At 38.4% G+C, this 16,889-nt stretch carries 20 protein-coding genes; 7 read left to right on the top strand and 13 right to left on the bottom strand.

What is annotated here, in order from left to right:
* Positions 1 to 8: 8 nt before the first annotated feature.
* Positions 9 to 839 carry a 2,3,4,5-tetrahydropyridine-2,6-dicarboxylate N-succinyltransferase gene (gene dapD, locus H4J66_RS11490; RefSeq protein ID WP_070374060.1) on the top strand — a complete coding sequence of 277 codons (831 nt, stop codon included), beginning with the start codon at positions 9 to 11 and terminating at the stop codon, positions 837 to 839.
* Between the two features lie 268 nt (positions 840 to 1,107).
* The gene (locus H4J66_RS11485; RefSeq protein ID WP_182174597.1) at positions 1,108 to 1,437 is read left to right on the top strand and encodes a hypothetical protein; all 330 of its coding nucleotides are present in this window, start codon (positions 1,108 to 1,110) and stop codon (positions 1,435 to 1,437) included.
* A gap of 13 nt (positions 1,438 to 1,450) precedes the next feature.
* On the opposite strand, the gene truC is transcribed toward H4J66_RS11485, so the two are convergent.
* Positions 1,451 to 2,209, bottom strand: a complete 759-nt coding sequence (gene truC, locus H4J66_RS11480) for a tRNA pseudouridine(65) synthase TruC (protein ID WP_220463284.1) — start codon at positions 2,207 to 2,209, stop codon at positions 1,451 to 1,453.
* Between the two features lie 110 nt (positions 2,210 to 2,319).
* Between truC and H4J66_RS11475 the strand changes: the two genes are divergently transcribed.
* The 3 genes from H4J66_RS11475 (at position 2,320) to H4J66_RS11465 (ending at position 4,695) form a co-directional block, all read left to right on the top strand.
* Entirely contained in the window at positions 2,320 to 3,369 is a 1,050-nt protein-coding gene (locus H4J66_RS11475) for a DUF3549 family protein (protein ID WP_182174595.1), read from the top strand.
* Positions 3,370 to 3,384: 15 nt separating this feature from the next.
* Positions 3,385 to 3,684 carry a DUF3301 domain-containing protein gene (locus tag H4J66_RS11470; RefSeq protein WP_070374063.1) on the top strand — a complete coding sequence of 100 codons (300 nt, stop codon included), beginning with the start codon at positions 3,385 to 3,387 and terminating at the stop codon, positions 3,682 to 3,684.
* 495 nt (positions 3,685 to 4,179) lie between these two features.
* Entirely contained in the window at positions 4,180 to 4,695 is a 516-nt protein-coding gene (locus H4J66_RS11465) for a fused DSP-PTPase phosphatase/NAD kinase-like protein (protein ID WP_182174593.1), read from the top strand.
* A gap of 171 nt (positions 4,696 to 4,866) precedes the next feature.
* Here the strand turns inward: H4J66_RS11465 and H4J66_RS11460 are convergent, their stop codons facing one another.
* The 3 genes from H4J66_RS11460 to H4J66_RS11450 form a co-directional block, all read right to left on the bottom strand.
* Positions 4,867 to 5,850 (bottom strand): MDR family oxidoreductase, encoded by a 984-nt coding sequence (locus H4J66_RS11460; protein WP_182174591.1) that lies wholly within the window; start codon positions 5,848 to 5,850, stop codon positions 4,867 to 4,869.
* 45 nt (positions 5,851 to 5,895) lie between these two features.
* On the bottom strand, positions 5,896 to 6,528 hold the full coding sequence (locus tag H4J66_RS11455; RefSeq protein WP_182174588.1) for a TetR/AcrR family transcriptional regulator: 633 nt from the start codon (positions 6,526 to 6,528) through the stop codon (positions 5,896 to 5,898).
* A gap of 72 nt (positions 6,529 to 6,600) precedes the next feature.
* A complete protein-coding gene (locus H4J66_RS11450; RefSeq protein ID WP_182174585.1) occupies positions 6,601 to 7,041 on the bottom strand; it encodes a MarR family winged helix-turn-helix transcriptional regulator in 441 nt (146 codons plus the stop codon).
* 110 nt (positions 7,042 to 7,151) lie between these two features.
* Here H4J66_RS11450 and H4J66_RS11445 point away from each other — a divergent pair, with 110 nt between their 5' ends.
* Positions 7,152 to 7,580: an organic hydroperoxide resistance protein gene (locus H4J66_RS11445; protein WP_182174582.1), complete on the top strand. Its 429-nt coding sequence runs from the start codon at positions 7,152 to 7,154 to the stop codon at positions 7,578 to 7,580.
* Between the two features lie 61 nt (positions 7,581 to 7,641).
* Here the strand turns inward: H4J66_RS11445 and H4J66_RS11440 are convergent, their stop codons facing one another.
* The 3 genes from H4J66_RS11440 to H4J66_RS11430 form a co-directional block, all read right to left on the bottom strand.
* Positions 7,642 to 8,664, bottom strand: coding sequence for a phospholipase A (locus H4J66_RS11440; protein ID WP_259369110.1), 1,023 nt, complete (start codon positions 8,662 to 8,664; stop codon positions 7,642 to 7,644).
* Between the two features lie 439 nt (positions 8,665 to 9,103).
* Positions 9,104 to 9,889 (bottom strand): 2OG-Fe(II) oxygenase, encoded by a 786-nt coding sequence (locus tag H4J66_RS11435; protein ID WP_182174579.1) that lies wholly within the window; start codon positions 9,887 to 9,889, stop codon positions 9,104 to 9,106.
* Between the two features lie 79 nt (positions 9,890 to 9,968).
* A complete protein-coding gene (locus tag H4J66_RS11430; protein WP_182174575.1) occupies positions 9,969 to 11,300 on the bottom strand; it encodes an aldehyde dehydrogenase in 1,332 nt (443 codons plus the stop codon).
* A gap of 136 nt (positions 11,301 to 11,436) precedes the next feature.
* Between H4J66_RS11430 and H4J66_RS11425 the strand changes: the two genes are divergently transcribed.
* Positions 11,437 to 11,793, top strand: coding sequence for a helix-turn-helix domain-containing protein (locus tag H4J66_RS11425; protein ID WP_182174922.1), 357 nt, complete (start codon positions 11,437 to 11,439; stop codon positions 11,791 to 11,793).
* A gap of 210 nt (positions 11,794 to 12,003) precedes the next feature.
* Here H4J66_RS11425 and H4J66_RS11420 read toward each other — a convergent pair whose 3' ends face one another.
* From H4J66_RS11420 to H4J66_RS11395, 6 genes are all read right to left on the bottom strand, one after another.
* A complete protein-coding gene (locus tag H4J66_RS11420; protein ID WP_146798582.1) occupies positions 12,004 to 12,333 on the bottom strand; it encodes a YbaB/EbfC family nucleoid-associated protein in 330 nt (109 codons plus the stop codon).
* A gap of 63 nt (positions 12,334 to 12,396) precedes the next feature.
* Positions 12,397 to 14,619, bottom strand: a complete 2,223-nt coding sequence (gene dnaX / locus H4J66_RS11415) for a DNA polymerase III subunit gamma/tau (protein WP_182174573.1) — start codon at positions 14,617 to 14,619, stop codon at positions 12,397 to 12,399.
* Positions 14,620 to 14,627: 8 nt separating this feature from the next.
* Positions 14,628 to 15,182, bottom strand: coding sequence for an adenine phosphoribosyltransferase (gene apt, locus H4J66_RS11410; protein ID WP_404842772.1), 555 nt, complete (start codon positions 15,180 to 15,182; stop codon positions 14,628 to 14,630).
* Between the two features lie 52 nt (positions 15,183 to 15,234).
* A complete protein-coding gene (locus tag H4J66_RS11405; protein ID WP_182174567.1) occupies positions 15,235 to 15,627 on the bottom strand; it encodes a response regulator in 393 nt (130 codons plus the stop codon).
* Between the two features lie 38 nt (positions 15,628 to 15,665).
* Positions 15,666 to 15,839, bottom strand: coding sequence for a hypothetical protein (locus H4J66_RS11400; protein WP_182174949.1), 174 nt, complete (start codon positions 15,837 to 15,839; stop codon positions 15,666 to 15,668).
* 734 nt (positions 15,840 to 16,573) lie between these two features.
* On the bottom strand, positions 16,574 to 16,780 hold the full coding sequence (locus tag H4J66_RS11395; protein WP_182174564.1) for a hypothetical protein: 207 nt from the start codon (positions 16,778 to 16,780) through the stop codon (positions 16,574 to 16,576).
* Positions 16,781 to 16,889 lie beyond the last annotated feature (109 nt).

The following is a 16,889-nucleotide window of genomic DNA, read 5'->3' as shown; positions in this document are numbered from 1 at the left end:
GAATTACCATGTCAAACTTACAAAGCACCATAGAACAAGCTTTTGAAGATCGAATGAACATCACGCCAAAAACTGTTTCAATTGAAGTAAAGCAGGCGGTATTAAACGCATTAGCCGCCTTAAATGATGGTTCAGCACGTGTTGCAGAAAAAGTAGCTGGTGAATGGGTTGTTCATCAGTGGCTAAAAAAAGCAGTTTTACTCTCTTTTAGAATTTGGGACAACGCAGTCATCGACGGCGCCGAAAGTACCTTTTTTGATAAAGTTCCGATGAAATATACTGATTACACACAAGCAGACTTTGAGGCTGACGGTGTTCGTGTCGTTCCTGGCGCATCTGTGCGCACGGGTAGTTTCATTGGTAAGAATGTAGTGGTTATGCCAAGCTTTGTTAATATCGGCGCTTATGTTGATGAAGGCTGTATGGTTGATGCATGGGCAACTGTCGGTTCATGTGCTCAAATTGGTAAGAATGTACACTTATCTGGTGGTGTTGGTATCGGTGGCGTATTAGAGCCTTTACAAGCGGGACCAACTATTATTGAAGATAATTGCTTTATTGGTGCACGATCAGAAATTGTTGAAGGTGTGGTTGTTGAAGAAGGCGCTGTAATCTCTATGGGCGTTTACATTGGTCAAAGTACTCGCATTTTTGACCGTGAAACAGGTGAAATACATTACGGACGTGTGCCAGCGGGCTCGGTAGTCGTACCAGGCAACTTACCTTCTAAGTGTGGTACCTACAGTTTATACGCAGCGATAATTGTGAAAAAAGTGGATGCTAAAACACGCGCAAAAGTTGGTATTAATGCTTTACTTCGTTCGGTATCAGAAGAATAAAGCGATAAATTCTTTGTAAAAATAGCGGTGAATTTATCACCGCTATTTTTTTGACAGCTGAACAGTCTTTGCTATAGCTTGGCTGTCAAAGTTAATGATCTTTACAAAAACATCTGCTTTCATTAAATAAAAAAATTAAAAATTCTTTATAAATAACAGTTAATTAATTATCCTCACTTCATTTAGCTCAACTGATTTAACAATCAATAAAACACTTGGCATACCATTTGCCATCTAGAGGTATCACTTGTTTTATTATTGACTGATCATGAAAAATATTTTAACTTTGCTTGTTGTTCTTAGCACTTTATTACTGACGGCTTGTCGCTCGACCCCACAAGTAACAATAGAAAAAAAACCATTGCTCTCTGACCATCATTTGATGATGTCATTGCTTCATCGTCCAGTAACGGAAGATCAGCAAATGATGTTAGCATTTGCTCAGCAACGCGAACGTTATAGTAATGATATTTTTGTTAATACTGTCAATATTAAAGGGCCAAAAATTAGCGACGATAATAACCAACGAACCACACATGTTTATGCTGCTTTAATTGCTAGAGATATAAATTCTATTCGTATTATTACCGCTGAATAAGCTAATGTAATGATTACGTTAAGGTCTTTATTATTTTAGTCTCCCAAGATAGTTCATCAAAAACCTCTAGCCATTGCTGATCAAATTCAGCTTCAATTGTCAGCTGTACGTTGGTAATAGGGTGAATAAATGCCACTTTTTTAGCGATTAACATCAGCCGTTTAAAGCCAAAATGTTCAATAAAAAATGGATTTTGTTTATTATCCCCATAATTAATATCACCTAAAATAGGATGGCGTAAATGCGCTAAATGACGGCGAATTTGATGTCTTCTTCCCGTGGTAGGCAATAATTTAATTAATGAATAACGCACACTATCAAATTTACCGACCTTAATAGGTAAACTTGCAGTTAATAAAGACTCGTAGTGAGTAACAGCATCTTGCGGTGCTTTATCAAGGCTAACATTTTTATCACCTAATTTATCGAGCTTCTCTTTAAGGGGATAATCTATTTCCCCTGCCCCCAGTAAATGACCCCGCGTCAAAGCAAAGTATGTTTTTTGAATTTTTTTATCAATAAACACTTGCCCCATTAATCGTGCTACTTCTTCGTTTAAACCAAATAATAAAACACCTGATGTCGGGCGATCTAATCGGTGAAGGGGATAAACATATTTACCCACTTGGTCACGCACCAATTGTAAGGCAAAATATATTTCATCTTTATCCATATAACTTCTATGAACAAAAAGTCCTGCTGGTTTGTCAACAGCAACAATGTAATCATCTTGATATAATATCGTTAAGATGGGTTTTTCATCAAAAGGCATGATTATCTCTAGGTTTCTTATCTGCTATGCAAAAAGCAAATAGTATTGATCTATTATTATCTCTATAATGCCAACATTATTCGATTATTATTTTATTTATTATTTAAGCTATGAATACTATTTCTTCTATTTCTGAATTATTAAAGCTTTCTGGCTCTCAATATCGGGTATTTGATATTGGCCGAAAAATAGATAAATTATCAAAAGATAGTTTTACTAAAATTGAAGCAAACCAGATCCCTTATCCATTTCCTTCTCAAGGCCATGCCTTTATAGCGTTGGCTTTTTGGCAAAAGCAAAACACTTCGCCATATTTATGGTTTGTAAAGATACCTCTTGATGAGCGTGGTTTACTTAACTTAGCCGCAAGGGATCATTTTATTGCTATTATTATTGAAGCATTAGGCGCTGAACTTAGTACGGTGCCAAATGAGCAACAAGAAGCCTTACTTAAAAGTAATCCTTATCATTTTACTCCGCCACAATACAAACTAGCCTATATGAACAGTTTAATTTCGCTGGAAACAAAAAATAATAGTAGCCAGTATTTTTCTGGCGCATTAAGTTATTTATCGGGCGAAAAATCTTGGCAGGATTACCACAGCGTAGGCGTGCAAGGCTTAAATGATTTTGTCGTACGTTTATCTGCTAAAGAAATACAAAAAATAATAGTTAACGCTCTCACTGAATTACCTTCGCCGGTTCTTAAGCCATTATGTTCAGCATTAGAAAATGTTAAGTTATCAGTAGATATTATTGATAGACTCATTGCAGAATTTAAGCAGCGTGAGAGTGCAACAGATGAAGACAGTAGCGCTGAGCTGAGTTTTTTATTACGAAGTTTATCATCAAGTTGTGAACACCCTCATGTGGTAGTATTTATTAATACCCTAATTAAGCAAGCGTCGCCTGCACAAGGTATGTCTGAAGAAATAGCGATAGTGATTGCAGGGAGATGCTGGCAAGTTTTCACCAGTGAATCGCAAATCATGTCTTTTTTGGAGTTATTAGTTACTCAGCATGATATTGCCGTCTTCCAAGCTATTTTTAAAGATTTAGTGGCTATTCCTACTTTACGGCCATTAATATTTCAATGTATGAGAGCGCCAAACCGTAGCGATGAGTTAAGTAAAGCTATTGGTATGTTATTTCAACGCTAATGATAGAGAGCTAGAATGGAAAATATTTATTTATTACTGATTGTCTGTTTATTTTTGTGGTACTTCATTTACCTTAGAAAAGTTTCAGAATTCGCTTTACGCCACATAACAGCATATTGTGAAAAAGATGGTTTGCAGTTTATTTCGCTTTCGCGGCGGTCAAGTCGCTTAACCTTTAGTAAAGCTTTAGGACCCCATTGGATCAGTATTTTTGATTTTGAGTTCAGTGGTGACGGTGAGTCAAGTTATCAAGGTCAAGCAACATTAAAGGGTTACAAATTAGAAAACACCCATGTTCCCATGTACAAAATATAAGTATCTACCAACGAGTGACCTAGCGACTAAAAGCTAAATAAAAAATACAGACCGTTATTGGCCGCTCGGTAACTGCTCCTGCGTTACCCTGCATCCATTCATCTATGCAACCACGTAATAATGAACTCTTGACAAACTTGGTTAATTAAACTAAAGACTGCATCCAAAGCTTATTCAGATCTTCATGTGTGCGAGCACGACTATCGTTAGTAGACATATCTTCCGCTAACTGAGAATTATCATTTTCAGCTAATAATAATTTTTTTCTAGTGATTCAATACGATTTTTTAATGGGTTGTTCTCAATTTTCAAACGAAAGATTTCTTCTTTGTTTTTTGCACCAAAAATCATTTTAGTTTGCTACCTTTAATATCAAGTTTTATATAATTAATATATATTAAAAAACTGCCATGACTAGCGTTTTTAATATCTTTTCATAAAATATGTTCAAAACAAAAATCATATAAAGTTAGTTCACCCATTGGAAGTACACTAATGAATATACAAGCAAGCGTAGTTATTACCTTTTTAATTTTAATGTTCACTTTATCTGGTTTTAGCCAAGCTAATGACGTTAGTGATAAGCTCTCAGCCAAAAATGCTACACAATATAGCCAGCAATTTATTATTGGTGGGCAACCCAGCGAGAGTGACCTCATTATGCTGTCAAAAAGCGGTATTAAAACAGTAATAAATTTACGGGGTACTGGTGAATTTGACGATTTTGACGAACAAGCTAAAGTAGAAGCCTTAGGCATGAATTATATTGCCATACCTATTAGTGGTGCCAGTGATATCAATAAAGAAAATCTCACATTATTTACTGCTGCCATTACAAATAAAGAACAAGCTTTTGTTCATTGTGCCAGCGGTAACCGTGTTGGTGCTATGTTCGCATTAGATGCGCACTTCAATCACAATAAAAGTATTGATGAGGCGATTGTTACAGGAAAAAAAGCGGGGTTAACTAGTTTAGAAGCTACCGTTAAAAAAGTGCTAAAGACGCAATAATGTTAACAATCTAGCTGTCTTTATGTCGTAAAGGCTCAAGAAATACTGAGCCTCTACTCTTTGTCAGTTACAGCTAACTAAGATGTTCTATTATAAAAATTTTTAATAACTACCGGTAGTTATGAGTAGAAACTTACAAAATATCAATTTGTACTCATTTTACCTATAGCTTTACCCACTAATATTAACAACCACTCGACCACGCACTTTGCCTGCCATTAAATCACTGGCCACATCGACAGCTTCTACCAAGGTGATGTCGGTAGAAATATCTTCAAAAACATTAGGGTCTAAAATATCAGCAAGTCGTTGCCATGCTTCAATCCTGTCTGCGAGTGGGCGCATTACACTATCAATACCCGCTAAGGTTATGCCACGTAAGATAAAAGGAGCAACAGAGGCAGGAAAATCCATGCCTTGCGCTAAACCACAGGCTGCAACAGTGCCACCATATTTCATACTCGCACAAACATTCGCTAACGTATGACTACCTACAGAGTCAATTGCGCCGGCCCAACGTTCTTTGGTCATTGGGCGACCAGGTTGCGATAACGTTTCACGGTCGATAACGGCTGACGCGCCTAGTTTTTCTAGATATTTAACTTGATCAACGCGGCCTGTTGAAGCAACAACTGTATAGCCTAATTTCGCTAGGATTGCGATTGAAAAACTGCCAACGCCACCGTTTGCCCCGGTTACTAAAATTTCTCCTTTATCTGGAGTGACGCCATTTTTTTCAAGTGCTATTACACAAAGCATCGCGGTATAACCTGCCGTACCAATAGCCATGGCTTGGCGTGGTGAAAATGCTTTTGGCAATGGGATCAACCATTCACTTTTTAATCGCGCTTTTTCAGCTAAACCGCCACAGTGCACTTCACCGACACCAAAACCATTGAGCAGTACACTATCGCCAACCTCAAACTTATCACTCTCACTGTGTTCAACCGTTCCGACTAAATCGATACCGGGAACCATAGGGAATTGTCTAACGACCGGACCTTTACCCGTGATGGCCAAAGCATCTTTGTAATTAAGCGTGCTATGGGAAACTTTAACGGTAACATCACCTTCTGGCAGTAAGTTGTCGTCAATATCTTTAACTGCCGCGCGGTAACCTTGGTCGTCTTTTTCAATTAAAATGCCTTTAAACATCTGCTATTCCTTATTTAGACCGATCGTCTATAAATGATGAAAAAATTATCGGGGTAAACCGACTATGTAAAAATTCAGGTAATTATCTAAGGGTGAAGTATTTTGAACTAGCTTTGCTCTACTAACCGCGCCTTCCCAACCCATCCAAAAGTATTCAGCCAGTCGTTCGCAATCTGCGCTTGGTGAAATTTGACCTTGCTTTTGTGCTGCTCTGAGACATGTAGCTAAGCGATGCTGCCAACAAAGGAATATATCAATCAATTGCTGTCTAAAACTTTCAGGAAGTAAATCAATTTCTTGGCCTAGATTGCCGATTAAACAACCACGCTTAAATTGATAGCGGACCATGCCTACTTTGGCACTTTCAACGAAATGACTAATGCGTGTTAAAGGAGGAAAGGCTTCATCCAACAAACATGCATCTAACTTGTTAGCAAAATAATTGGCGTAGTTTTCAATGACCGCCTGGCCAAAAGCTTCTTTACTGGCAAAATAATGATAAAAAGATCCTTTAGGTACAGCCACTTTCTTTAAGATCTGATCAATTCCTGAGGAGGCAAAGCCATTTTTAGTGAGTTGTTCTAGACCACTGCGAATTAACTCCGCTTTGGTATCTTGATTTTCACGCGCTATTTTGGGCGGTCTACCGCGACGTGCTTGAATTGCTGGAATATTCATTTTTGTATAATAGACCGATCGTCTAGTTAATGCGAATATTATTATTATAACTGGTGTTTTATTTACATTTTGCTATGTTTCTATCGCTAAATCATTGACTACTAGGTCGAGTAATTCCATAAGTTGGCTGACTTGTGTGCTGTTAATATGGGTAAATTTACAGCTAATTGTATTAGGAATATTTGCAGCCTTTATTTTTAATTCTTGCCCTTGTTGTGTTAACTGCACTAGGCGCTTACGCTTGTCGTTGTCGTCTTTAATTATTTCTAGAAGGCACTTATCGACCATTTTCTTTAAAATTTGTGTCATCGCCCCACCATCAATCATGGTTTTTTCTAAAAGCGCGGCAATAGTTATTTTGTCATGCTCCCACAATGCCATCATGACCACATATTGTGGGTAAGTAATATTGAGTTCTCTCAGTGGTTCACGGTAAGCGCGAACAATACTGTTCGATGCCATATATAATCGATGGCAAAGCTGGTTTTTAAGTTTTAATTGATCAAATGACATAATGCTCTCCTGAATGTGACATTTTAATTTGCACACAAAGTATTTGCAATCAGTATTTGTTTGTTATATATTTTGCACACAAAGTAAATATTAATGACTTGGAGTTTATTATGAACGTATTAGAAAACATTGCTTACACAGCAAAAGCAACAGCAACGGGTGGCCGCGCAGGTACAGCAAAATCTGATGATGGTCGCTTAGACATTACCTTATCGACGCCGAAAGGTTTAGGTGGAGATGATGGACAAGGTACAAATCCTGAGCAATTATTCGCTGCTGGTTATGCGGCTTGTTTTATTGGTGCACTTAAATTTGTTGCTGGTGAAGAAAAAACCAGTTTACCGAGCGAAACTTTTATTAATTCAGAAGTCTCTATTGGTGCTATTGAAGGTGGTTTTGGTATAGCGGTTAAGTTAACGATATCATTAGGTGATATGGATAAAGCACAAGCGCAAACAATGGTAGATAAAGCGCATCTTGTGTGCCCTTACTCAAATGCGACACGCGGTAACATTGAAATCGAACTTTCAGTAATTTAATATCCAACATAGTTTGACAAAAAAGCACGCCTTTATAAAATAAAGCGCGTGCTTTTTTTTGCTATAAAATATCACTGAGTGAGATGCCAATACCAAACCTAGTTTGACTATAGTTATAATCGATAAGGCTTTCACCATAACCAGTAAACACCGTTGCGTAACCCCTTAGTTTACCCCACAGCGGAAAAGTAAAACCAAGCTCAGCAGCGCCGTAATGACTACTGAAATTTTGTCGACCTTTGAAATTAAATTCATAGTCACGCCATTTATAGGCCATGCTTAACTCAACGTTACCCATGTAATCTTCGATATCAGGGTTATCGTCTCCGTCGGGATCTAAAGCAAAAGTTTTTTCCTTTTCAGATGACCTTATCCAAGGTTTAATCGATAGCGCAAATTTTTCTTTCTCAAACAGAATATGTGTGTAAATACGATTCCAACTACGTGATAAGTCTTGTGCTCGCCCGTTAGACTCGTGCTCTACCCCGACAATAAAGCCGGTATTACCTCCAAACGGATGCCAATTAAGCGGTGCAAGATAGAATATTTCTGGCTGATAATTTGTTTCTCGAAAGGGTTTAGAGATGCCACTCGCATAAATTTGCCACCAGGCACTTAAGGTAAAAGCGGCGTAAAGCCCATCGCCTTCTATAAATATTTTGTCATAATTTAAGGGTACTTTAAGGCTTAGTTGAAATTTTGCTTCAACATTTTCTAAGTTGTCTTCATAGCCTTCAAAGGATCTATATGCTTGCTTGTTCACTTTATTTGTTGTCATTGCTGGCAATACAAAATTCATTTTATGGGGAGTAAGCACATAAGGTTCAAACTCAGTCAATTTCTCACGTTTTATTCTATCGGTAATACCGCCTGTTCTACTCTGTAATTCTGTTGGTTGGGTCTTTGTTTGTTGTCTAGTGATATCATTTTCTTGGCTAGCACAAACGGATCTAATTTCGCCCAGTGTCATCGATTCAGTACCAAGGGTAAACAACTTCATGACACATGACGCTTTATCTTGTTTAGCACTTGCGTATGTCGAAACAAAAATTAATATAAATGCCAATGGCAGCGGAATTTTCATTAGAGTATTCCTTTAAGTAGGCGAACAAAGCGAACATTTACAGGCATTTTAAAAGCTAACAAGTCGCTAACGCTGAGCTTTCTCGATGTATACAAAGTCAATGCGCTTTAAAAATTTAGGGCTATTCTGATGATAAAGGCATTGGTAATATCGACAAAAAATGCGCCGACCAAAGGTAATATAATGAAAGCCATTGGTGCAGCGCCATGCTCTTTAGTCAGAGGGAATATCCAATTATACTTTTCCTATCAATGGCAAAGCTAAAAATAAGCGTATCATTAGGGCTGATGCTCATTTGACAAAATATCTCAGCTATATTGACTGATATTCTTTACGTGTTCAATAAGCAGCCACCTTAAAAGTTATTAAATTTGCTCTACTAACTACAAAACACTTTTTACACTCGTAAATATAAAGCAACTAGGCCATTGAGAAACACTTATAATTCAAATAAAACATCACTACGAATGATATATTTAATCCCCTCAGTAATAGGCAGAGAGCTGTGAATACATTGTAAAGGATGCATACCATGAGGAAAGCATAATATACCGCCTACTGGGGTTCGAACATCGACATTTTTAACCTTATCATTTCTTGATGCTGGCTGATTGGGATCATCAGCATTCACTAAAAAACGTGTCTCTCCACCTTGAAAGTCTTCACTTAGTAAGATTAAAAAAGTCATTTCACTATATCGGTCAGAATAAGCATTAGAGACTAGCTCGTCACCAATAACGCGACTACCCGGCCAAGAGCCATCAGAATGAGGCTTAAAGTAGTCAGCAGGGTTATAACGATAGAATCTAAAGCGTGCATTGATCCCCAACGCTTTACGACCACCAAAAATAGCCTGTCGGTCATCCATTAGATGCGCAATACGTTGCCAAATAGTTCCATCAGTTTGTTCATCAACTATCCAGGTTAAACTGTCATTGTGTCGAACACTGCGCGGTAAAGAAACGGCAGCATCTGGCAAGAAACCTAATTGTTCACTAATATCGATAAGCTGCGCGCACTCATCTTTGCTTAAGACATTCAATAATTGAAATGCTCCAGGCACCTCTATCAATTCTCGACGTTCAATATGACTGATATCAAAATCTTTGCTCAAATTAGCAGGATTAACCTGACTGTTGCCCCATGCAGGTAAAGCCGGGTGCTCTGCGCCGGCTTCTAATGCGGCGACAAAAAAGTCAGTGTTTGTGTCTATTGTTTGTTTCATATTTTACTCTTTCAATAATGGGTGTGCTGGTCTTAACCCATTTGCTTAGTTAAAGGGTTGTGCTGACCATCGTGTATTGCTATTTGTTGATAATGCGTAATTGGCTAAACTGGCGATGACCAGCTGCCGTGCCATGAAAACCAAAACCACTTTGTTTCGCCCCAACCCAAGGTCCAAGGCCTCCGGCGCCTTGATTAATCGCGACCATTCCCGCTTCCATTTGCTCTGCAACCTTATTAGCACCATCATGACCAAAAACCACAGCACCTAAACCATACGAGCTGGCATTGGCTCGTTCAACTGCTTCAGACAACTCATTAAAGCGACTAATAGCAACCACAGGGCCAAAGGTTTCATCTTTCTCTAAAAGCATATTAGCGGTAATACAAGTGATAACAGTAGGCTGTATATAAGGCAACTCGTAGTGATGTGTCCCTAATAAAAATTTTGCACCTTTAGCGTGTGCATCTTTAAGTTGCGATAAAACATGAGCATGCTGCTTAGGATTAACAATCGGGCCAAAGTTGACATGTTTTTGATCCCAAGCGCCCACTTGATAACGATTAGCTAAAGCCGTAACTTTCTGCTCGAATTCATCAGCGATTTGCTCATCAACATAAATGCGTTCGGTAGACGTACACATTTGCCCAGCATTTTCAAAAGAACTTGCAACAGCAAATTGTACCGCTTTATTAATATCTGCGTTTGCCATCACAATAAGCGGATCGTTACCACCTAACTCCATAACCAAGCGTTTAAGCCCTGCTGCTGCACTTGCCATAATATGCTTACCAGCCGCGAGTGAACCGGTAAAAGCGACCATATTAATATCAGCTTCAACTAAAGCTTTGCCGGTTTCTGCATTACCGTGCACTATTTGTAATACATTTTCAGGTAATAATTTATTCAGTGTATTGACAAAAAGTTCAGCAACCAAAGGTGTTTCTTCTGATGGTTTTAACACCACACTATTACCTGCAATTAATGCAGGTAACAGCAAGTTATTCGCCATGGCCAGTGGATAATTCCAAGGCGATATAACAGCAACCACACCTAAGGGGCGATATTGCATTTGCGCATTGTTTCCTATCGCCTCACTTTTGAGCGCTTGCACTATTTCTTCAGTAAAATAAGAGGCGTTCTGAACGGTACCCGCCACTTCATAACTTGCTCTTCGGTGATCTTTGCCCATTTCTTGGCTAATTAATAAAGCCAGTTCGTCTTCAACCATAGCCAGCCCTTTATAGGCCTTGTCTACACTTTGTTGACGTTGTTCAAGAGACAGTGCCGACCAAGCTTTTTGCGCTTGTTGTGCACGTAACACAACCTCTGTCATTTGTGGGGCTTGAGTAACAGGGACTTCGCCTAAAGGCGCTCTATTAATGGGATCGTATGAGATAAGTGTTGGCATAAAATAGTTTCCTAAAACTGCATTAACAATAATGCATCGAGAGAGTAAATTGGCTATATAGCCACATTATGCTAGAGTGGTTAATTAAAGCAACCAGTATACTTTTAGTAACCACTAAGATAAAAATAGAATAATGATTACAAAAACAATAAAAACAACAAGTAACGCAGAAAAAATAAATTCACAAAGCTGTGAAGAACCCTGTCTAATTGAACGAGGTATGCGCGTTTTAGGGGGAAAGTGGAAAGCCTCTATCCTCTGGCATTTAAAAGATGGGCCCGTGCGCTTTAACGAATTATCTCGCATGTTAGGGGGCGCAAGTAAAAAGATGGTTGATCAACGCCTTAAAGAATTAGAAGTTCAAGGCTTAGTAACGCGTGAAGTTATTAGCGATCGTCCTATTGCCGTCGCGTATGAAATCACCGACTTTGGCCGAACCGCATTAGATATTTTAGAAAAGCTCAAAGATTGGACACAAGAAAACAATATTTAATTATAAAGCGGCGCAGTTGCCACGGCAATACAGTAAATTATAGCCCTTTATATAGAAAACTAGACGGCGCTATATTTTAACCTGGGCTTAGGCCTGGGACTAACAAACAGAATGATCCAAAACGCTAAAGAATCTATTTGAGTGTTATCTTAAATCGTAACTCAAACAAAATGGCACCTTAAAAGGTGCCATTTTTATTAAGAGTAAAGCTTAAAACGGCATTTTCATCCCAGGAGGTAATTGCATACCACCTGTTAGAGCGCCCATTTTTTCTTTATTTTGTGCTTCAACGCGACGAACGGCATCGTTAAACGCGGCTGAAACTAAATCTTCAAGCATATCTTTATCATCTGCCATTAAGCTGTCGTCAATTTCAACACGTCGAACACTGTGTCCGCCTGTCATAGTCACTTTAACCATGCCGGCACCTGACTCACCAATAACTTCCATTTTAGCTAATTCTTCTTGAGCTTTAGCCATTTTATCTTGCATTTGTTGGGCTTGTTTCATTAAGTTGCCCATGCCACCTTTCATCATAATTTTTTCTCCAAAGTTCTGTTGCCGCCAAAGATAGATCTTAACGCGACAAATATCAAGTAGCAGTTACAATGCTACAATCGAATTTTCATCTAATTGTGCTTGAAAATGAGTTTTCAAACCAATAATGATTTCATCATTTTGTAATAATTCTTTCGCATAGTTATAACGTTTATCATTAATATGTGATTGAATTTGATACGGATCATGAGAGGTCTCATCGACAATCGTCAATTCTACCGTAATTTTTCGCTGTAAAAAATCAGAGATGCATTGTTCTAACTTTTTATGAGCAACATCGCTGTTTAAATGTTTAGTCGCTTGATTTAAGTTAAGTAGTAATAAATCGTCGGTAGACCGTTCATCAACGGTTGCATGTATTGCCAGCTGACGCAGTCGCCCTGTTAACGACATGGCGTCAATCATATTTGCCCATTTGTCGACTTGATTAGCAGAGCGTATTTTTGCTGGGTCTATCGCACTAACATCAAAAGCCTGCTCAGAAATAGATGTTAATGCAGGAACATATGAACGAGGCTCTTCATGAGTTATTGCTTCAAGAACATCTGGAGTCTTTGTGTCTTGACGCCCTTTAGCGTCATTTGACTTTTTTGCGTTATTTTCCAACCCTTTTTTTCGACTACGTAACATGTTCCGGGTCGCTATAGCTTTTTCTATAGGCGATTGGAAACTAGGTGTATCGATATTTGGGGCTATTTCAGCTGCACCTATAGAGGGAGGTATCGCAGGATGCACTTGCTCTGAGGGCAAATCGGGTACAGCAAAGTACTCAGGCGCAGTAATAATAGATTGTTCTTCTAAAGGGCTTGCTGTTACTGGCGAAGCATTGCCCGTTATAAGGTTGGGTCTACTTTCTTCAGCTGAGTCTATAGAGGGAGGCATCGCACGATGCTCTTGCTCTGAGGACGCATCGGGTACAGCAAAGTACTCTGGCGGAGTAATAATAGATTGTTCTTCTAAAGGGCTTGCTGTTACTGGCGAAGCATTGCCCGTTATAAGGTTTGGTCTACTTTCAGCTAAATCGGCTACAGGCTGATCAACTAATGGTTGCTCGACTAGGGGCTGCTCAACTAAAGAAGACGCAACAAAATTATCAGGTTTATTAATATTGCCTTTAGCAAAGCTTACATCGTCAAAGTCGCTGGATTGACTAACCTGAGTATCGGGTAAACTTTCGCTATTTTTGATCGGTGTAAATGCTAATAATCTCAATAAAAGCATATCAAAAGCTGCTTGTTCATCAGACGCATAAGGTAAGTCTTTACGGCCATTGAGCACTATTTGATAATAAAGCTGAATATCTTCAGCACTCATTGCTTTACTGAACTTATCAACCAATTGGTTATGCTCAGGCGACAAATCAAAGTGTTGGCCAATAACTTGCGTCATAGCAACTTGATGAAGTAACTGAATAAGCTCTGCGGTTAAGCGGCTGTAATTAGGTGCATATGAGGCTATATCGAGTGAAAGCAGCATTAGCGCTTTAGGATCTTGCTTTAATAAGCTTATCAGTATTTTAAAAACCCAATTTTGATCGACACCGCCCAACATCTGTTGAACATTGGCGAGAGTAATACTTCCCTGCCCTTGCGCGATACTTTGGTCGGTTAAACTTAAACAATCACGCATACTGCCGCGAGCGGCTTTAGCTAATAAGGTTAAAGCACCGGGTTCAACTGAGACGTTTTCAGCGGTAAGAATTTGCTGAGTCTTTTGTTCAATTTGGCCGACGGTTAATGCTTTTAAGTGAAATTGCAAACAACGAGATAACACTGTTACCGGAAGCTTTTGAGGATCTGTGGTCGCTAAAATGAACTTCACATGTTCAGGTGGCTCTTCAAGCGTTTTTAATAACGCATTAAAGCTACTACGAGACAACATATGTACTTCATCAATTAAATAAACTTTATAACGGCCACGTGTCGGTGCATATTGAACGTTATCAAGTATTTCACGCGTATCATCAACCTTTGTTTTAGAAGCCGCATCAATTTCAAGTAAATCGATAAAACGGCCCTGGTCAATATCTTGGCATGTATCACAAACACCGCAAGGCGTTGAAGTTATCCCTTGTTCACAGTTCAAGCTTTTAGCAAAAATTCGAGCTATCGTTGTTTTACCCACCCCACGAGTACCAGTAAATAAATAGGCATGATGAAGACGTTGCTGCTCTAGTGCGTTAACTAGCACAGTGACAACATGCTCTTGGCCCACTAATTCTGTGAATTTTTTAGGGCGCCATTTACGTGCTAATACTTGATAGCTCATATGACTGCCTAATCGCCGTTATATTGCAGTAAAGAATAAATCGATAAGCCAAGATCTGTTAAACGTTTTTCACCGCCTAAATCAGGTAATGAAATAACAAATGCAGCATCGGTGACTTCTGCGCCAAGCTTTTTAGCAAGCGTTAATGTTGCTTCAATGGTTCCACCGGTGGCAAGTAGATCATCAACTATCAAAATTTTATCATCTGCGGTTAGTGCATCTTGATGAATTTCTAAAGTATCAGTTCCATATTCAAGTTGGTAACTTTGGCTAATTGTCGATCTTGGCAACTTACCTGGTTTGCGGACAGGAATAAAGCTAATACCAAGCGCTAATGCCAAAGGTGCACCAAAAAGAAAGCCACGAGCTTCAGTACCAATAATCTTAGTAAAGCCAGAATCTTTATATTTAGCAGCAAATAAATCTATAGTTAACTGGTAAGCAGCAGGGTCATCAAGCAAGCCTGTAATGTCACGAAATAAAATACCTGGTTTAGGATAATCAGGTACGGCGTGAATAGAATTTTGTAAAAGAGAGTGTTCAGTGTCGGTCATCGTTAGCATATCAAAAGTAAAAATTTATCATGGCTAAAGAATAAAGCAAAAGTACGATGATTTACAGTGAATAACGACTTGTATTGGTATTATTTAATTGATTTATTTCATTTACTGCATTTAACAAACTGTTTTCATTAATAGGCTTAGCAATAATGGCTTGGAAATAGAGTGAGCGAGTTAAAGCGATGACATCGGTAGTATTTTGAGTTGTCATAAAAATAATAGGAGTGTTAACGGTAGAAGGTTTTTTTTGAAGGTTTTTACTTAACTGAATACCGTTCATAAAAGGCATAAGATGGTCAATAATATAGAGGTCGAAATGCTGCTGTTGCGCCTTTTCAAAGGCAGCTAAACCATTGCCGGCAGTTTCAACAATATGACCGTGTTGTTCGAGTAACGGGGTAATAAAATCTAAAACGTTCTGTTTATCATCAGCGAGTAATATAACCATGGTATTAATACTTCTTATTTTAATTAAACGAGAAAATACTAATTTGAAAGCAGAGTGAACCAACCCATTACCATAGGCAAAAGTGGTGCTGAAACTAATACAATAATCGCTGCTAATAAATGAAATATAGATGAGCTGTCTTTGAAGTCTTCGCCGTGTGACATTTTTATCTCGTTAACTTGAAAATATTCAGCGAGTATTCTAGCCGACAACAAGATTTATTTCTAGTAAAACTTGAGCTAGAACAATGATAAATCATGGTCTTTGTAATTACGCATAATGATTGATATTAGTCTCATTTACGCTTGTTCTTATTTAAGAGGATGCAGTTAAGATGGCTTTTTGAAAAGACGACTGTTCTGTCATAATACTTGAGATAAACCGGAATATTTAGGATCACTTTGTGCGCATTCCTGACATTAACTATGGTTTGTTCTTTAGGTCACTTATTAGCCATTAGCTGACGTTAGCTTTTGAGTATTAATGGCAGTTTAGAGATCCTAAAGCTTCCTTTTTCACTTAAAAATTTACATCTATTCACAACTAAAATTTTACATGGCGTTAGATCTCAAATCCCCAAAGCGGACATTTGACTGATTTTAGTTTCAAATGAATTTAGAGTATTAAGCCTAAGGCGCTTTCGCCCCCTTAGCGCCATATAAACTAGAAAATTTGGGTTATATTACTCATCCACAACAATATAAAGGTAACTGTCACGATCCAAATAAGAAAAAACCTCAATAATGAGGCTGCTTTAGCTCAAATACTAATTATCTAATATGGGCAGAACGGATGAATTATTATTACTAACGTCCCCAGCTATACCTTCGTCCCCATCATTTCCTATAACAGAGAGGGTCTGAATTAATTGCAAAGACGCAACCTCCAGCGTCAGGCTATTTTCAGTAGGTCGTATATAAGGGACTGCTAAGGCTAAAATATCCACTTAACTTAAGTTACTATCACCTGTCGGATCACTGGAGAACTCAATCACTTCAATACGATTAGCATCATTAACATACTCACCAACAAGTAGCTTTATTGATGCGCTCAAAATACAGACAATAGTGATTGGAGAAAACGACACTGGAAAGACAAACTTCTTCTCTTCATTATCTTTCCCCTTAAGCGGCACCAACTTGATTTTAATCAAAAGCGTTTAACTATTTCTGAAATCAATATAAGACTGCGTTATTGATTTCTTTAACTCGATAATTAATCCAGAAGAAGAATCATTGCAGCTCCAAAAGATCTCCAAGGTT

This window comes from Colwellia sp. MB3u-55 (assembly GCF_014076785.1).
Lineage (GTDB): Bacteria > Pseudomonadota > Gammaproteobacteria > Enterobacterales > Alteromonadaceae > Colwellia_A.
Note: the sequence above shows the minus strand (reverse complement) of the source record. Positions and strands in the feature narration are given on the sequence as shown.

Bases quoted from the DNA above. Each gene is read 5' to 3' on its own strand.
- dapD (WP_070374060.1), top strand. From the start codon at position 9: ATGTCAAACTTACAAAGCACCATAGAACAAGCTTTTGAAGATCGAATG.
- H4J66_RS11485 (WP_182174597.1), top strand. From the start codon at position 1,108: ATGAAAAATATTTTAACTTTGCTTGTTGTTCTTAGCACTTTATTACTG.
- truC (WP_220463284.1), bottom strand. From the start codon at position 2,209: ATGCCTTTTGATGAAAAACCCATCTTAACGATATTATATCAAGATGAT.
- H4J66_RS11475 (WP_182174595.1), top strand. From the start codon at position 2,320: ATGAATACTATTTCTTCTATTTCTGAATTATTAAAGCTTTCTGGCTCT.
- H4J66_RS11470 (WP_070374063.1), top strand. From the start codon at position 3,385: ATGGAAAATATTTATTTATTACTGATTGTCTGTTTATTTTTGTGGTAC.
- H4J66_RS11465 (WP_182174593.1), top strand. From the start codon at position 4,180: ATGAATATACAAGCAAGCGTAGTTATTACCTTTTTAATTTTAATGTTC.
- H4J66_RS11460 (WP_182174591.1), bottom strand. From the start codon at position 5,850: ATGTTTAAAGGCATTTTAATTGAAAAAGACGACCAAGGTTACCGCGCG.
- H4J66_RS11455 (WP_182174588.1), bottom strand. From the start codon at position 6,528: ATGAATATTCCAGCAATTCAAGCACGTCGCGGTAGACCGCCCAAAATA.
- H4J66_RS11450 (WP_182174585.1), bottom strand. From the start codon at position 7,041: ATGTCATTTGATCAATTAAAACTTAAAAACCAGCTTTGCCATCGATTA.
- H4J66_RS11445 (WP_182174582.1), top strand. From the start codon at position 7,152: ATGAACGTATTAGAAAACATTGCTTACACAGCAAAAGCAACAGCAACG.
- H4J66_RS11440 (WP_259369110.1), bottom strand. From the start codon at position 8,664: ATGAAAATTCCGCTGCCATTGGCATTTATATTAATTTTTGTTTCGACA.
- H4J66_RS11435 (WP_182174579.1), bottom strand. From the start codon at position 9,889: ATGAAACAAACAATAGACACAAACACTGACTTTTTTGTCGCCGCATTA.
- H4J66_RS11430 (WP_182174575.1), bottom strand. From the start codon at position 11,300: ATGCCAACACTTATCTCATACGATCCCATTAATAGAGCGCCTTTAGGC.
- dnaX (WP_182174573.1), bottom strand. From the start codon at position 14,619: ATGAGCTATCAAGTATTAGCACGTAAATGGCGCCCTAAAAAATTCACA.
- apt (WP_404842772.1), bottom strand. From the start codon at position 15,182: ATGCTAACGATGACCGACACTGAACACTCTCTTTTACAAAATTCTATT.
- H4J66_RS11405 (WP_182174567.1), bottom strand. From the start codon at position 15,627: ATGGTTATATTACTCGCTGATGATAAACAGAACGTTTTAGATTTTATT.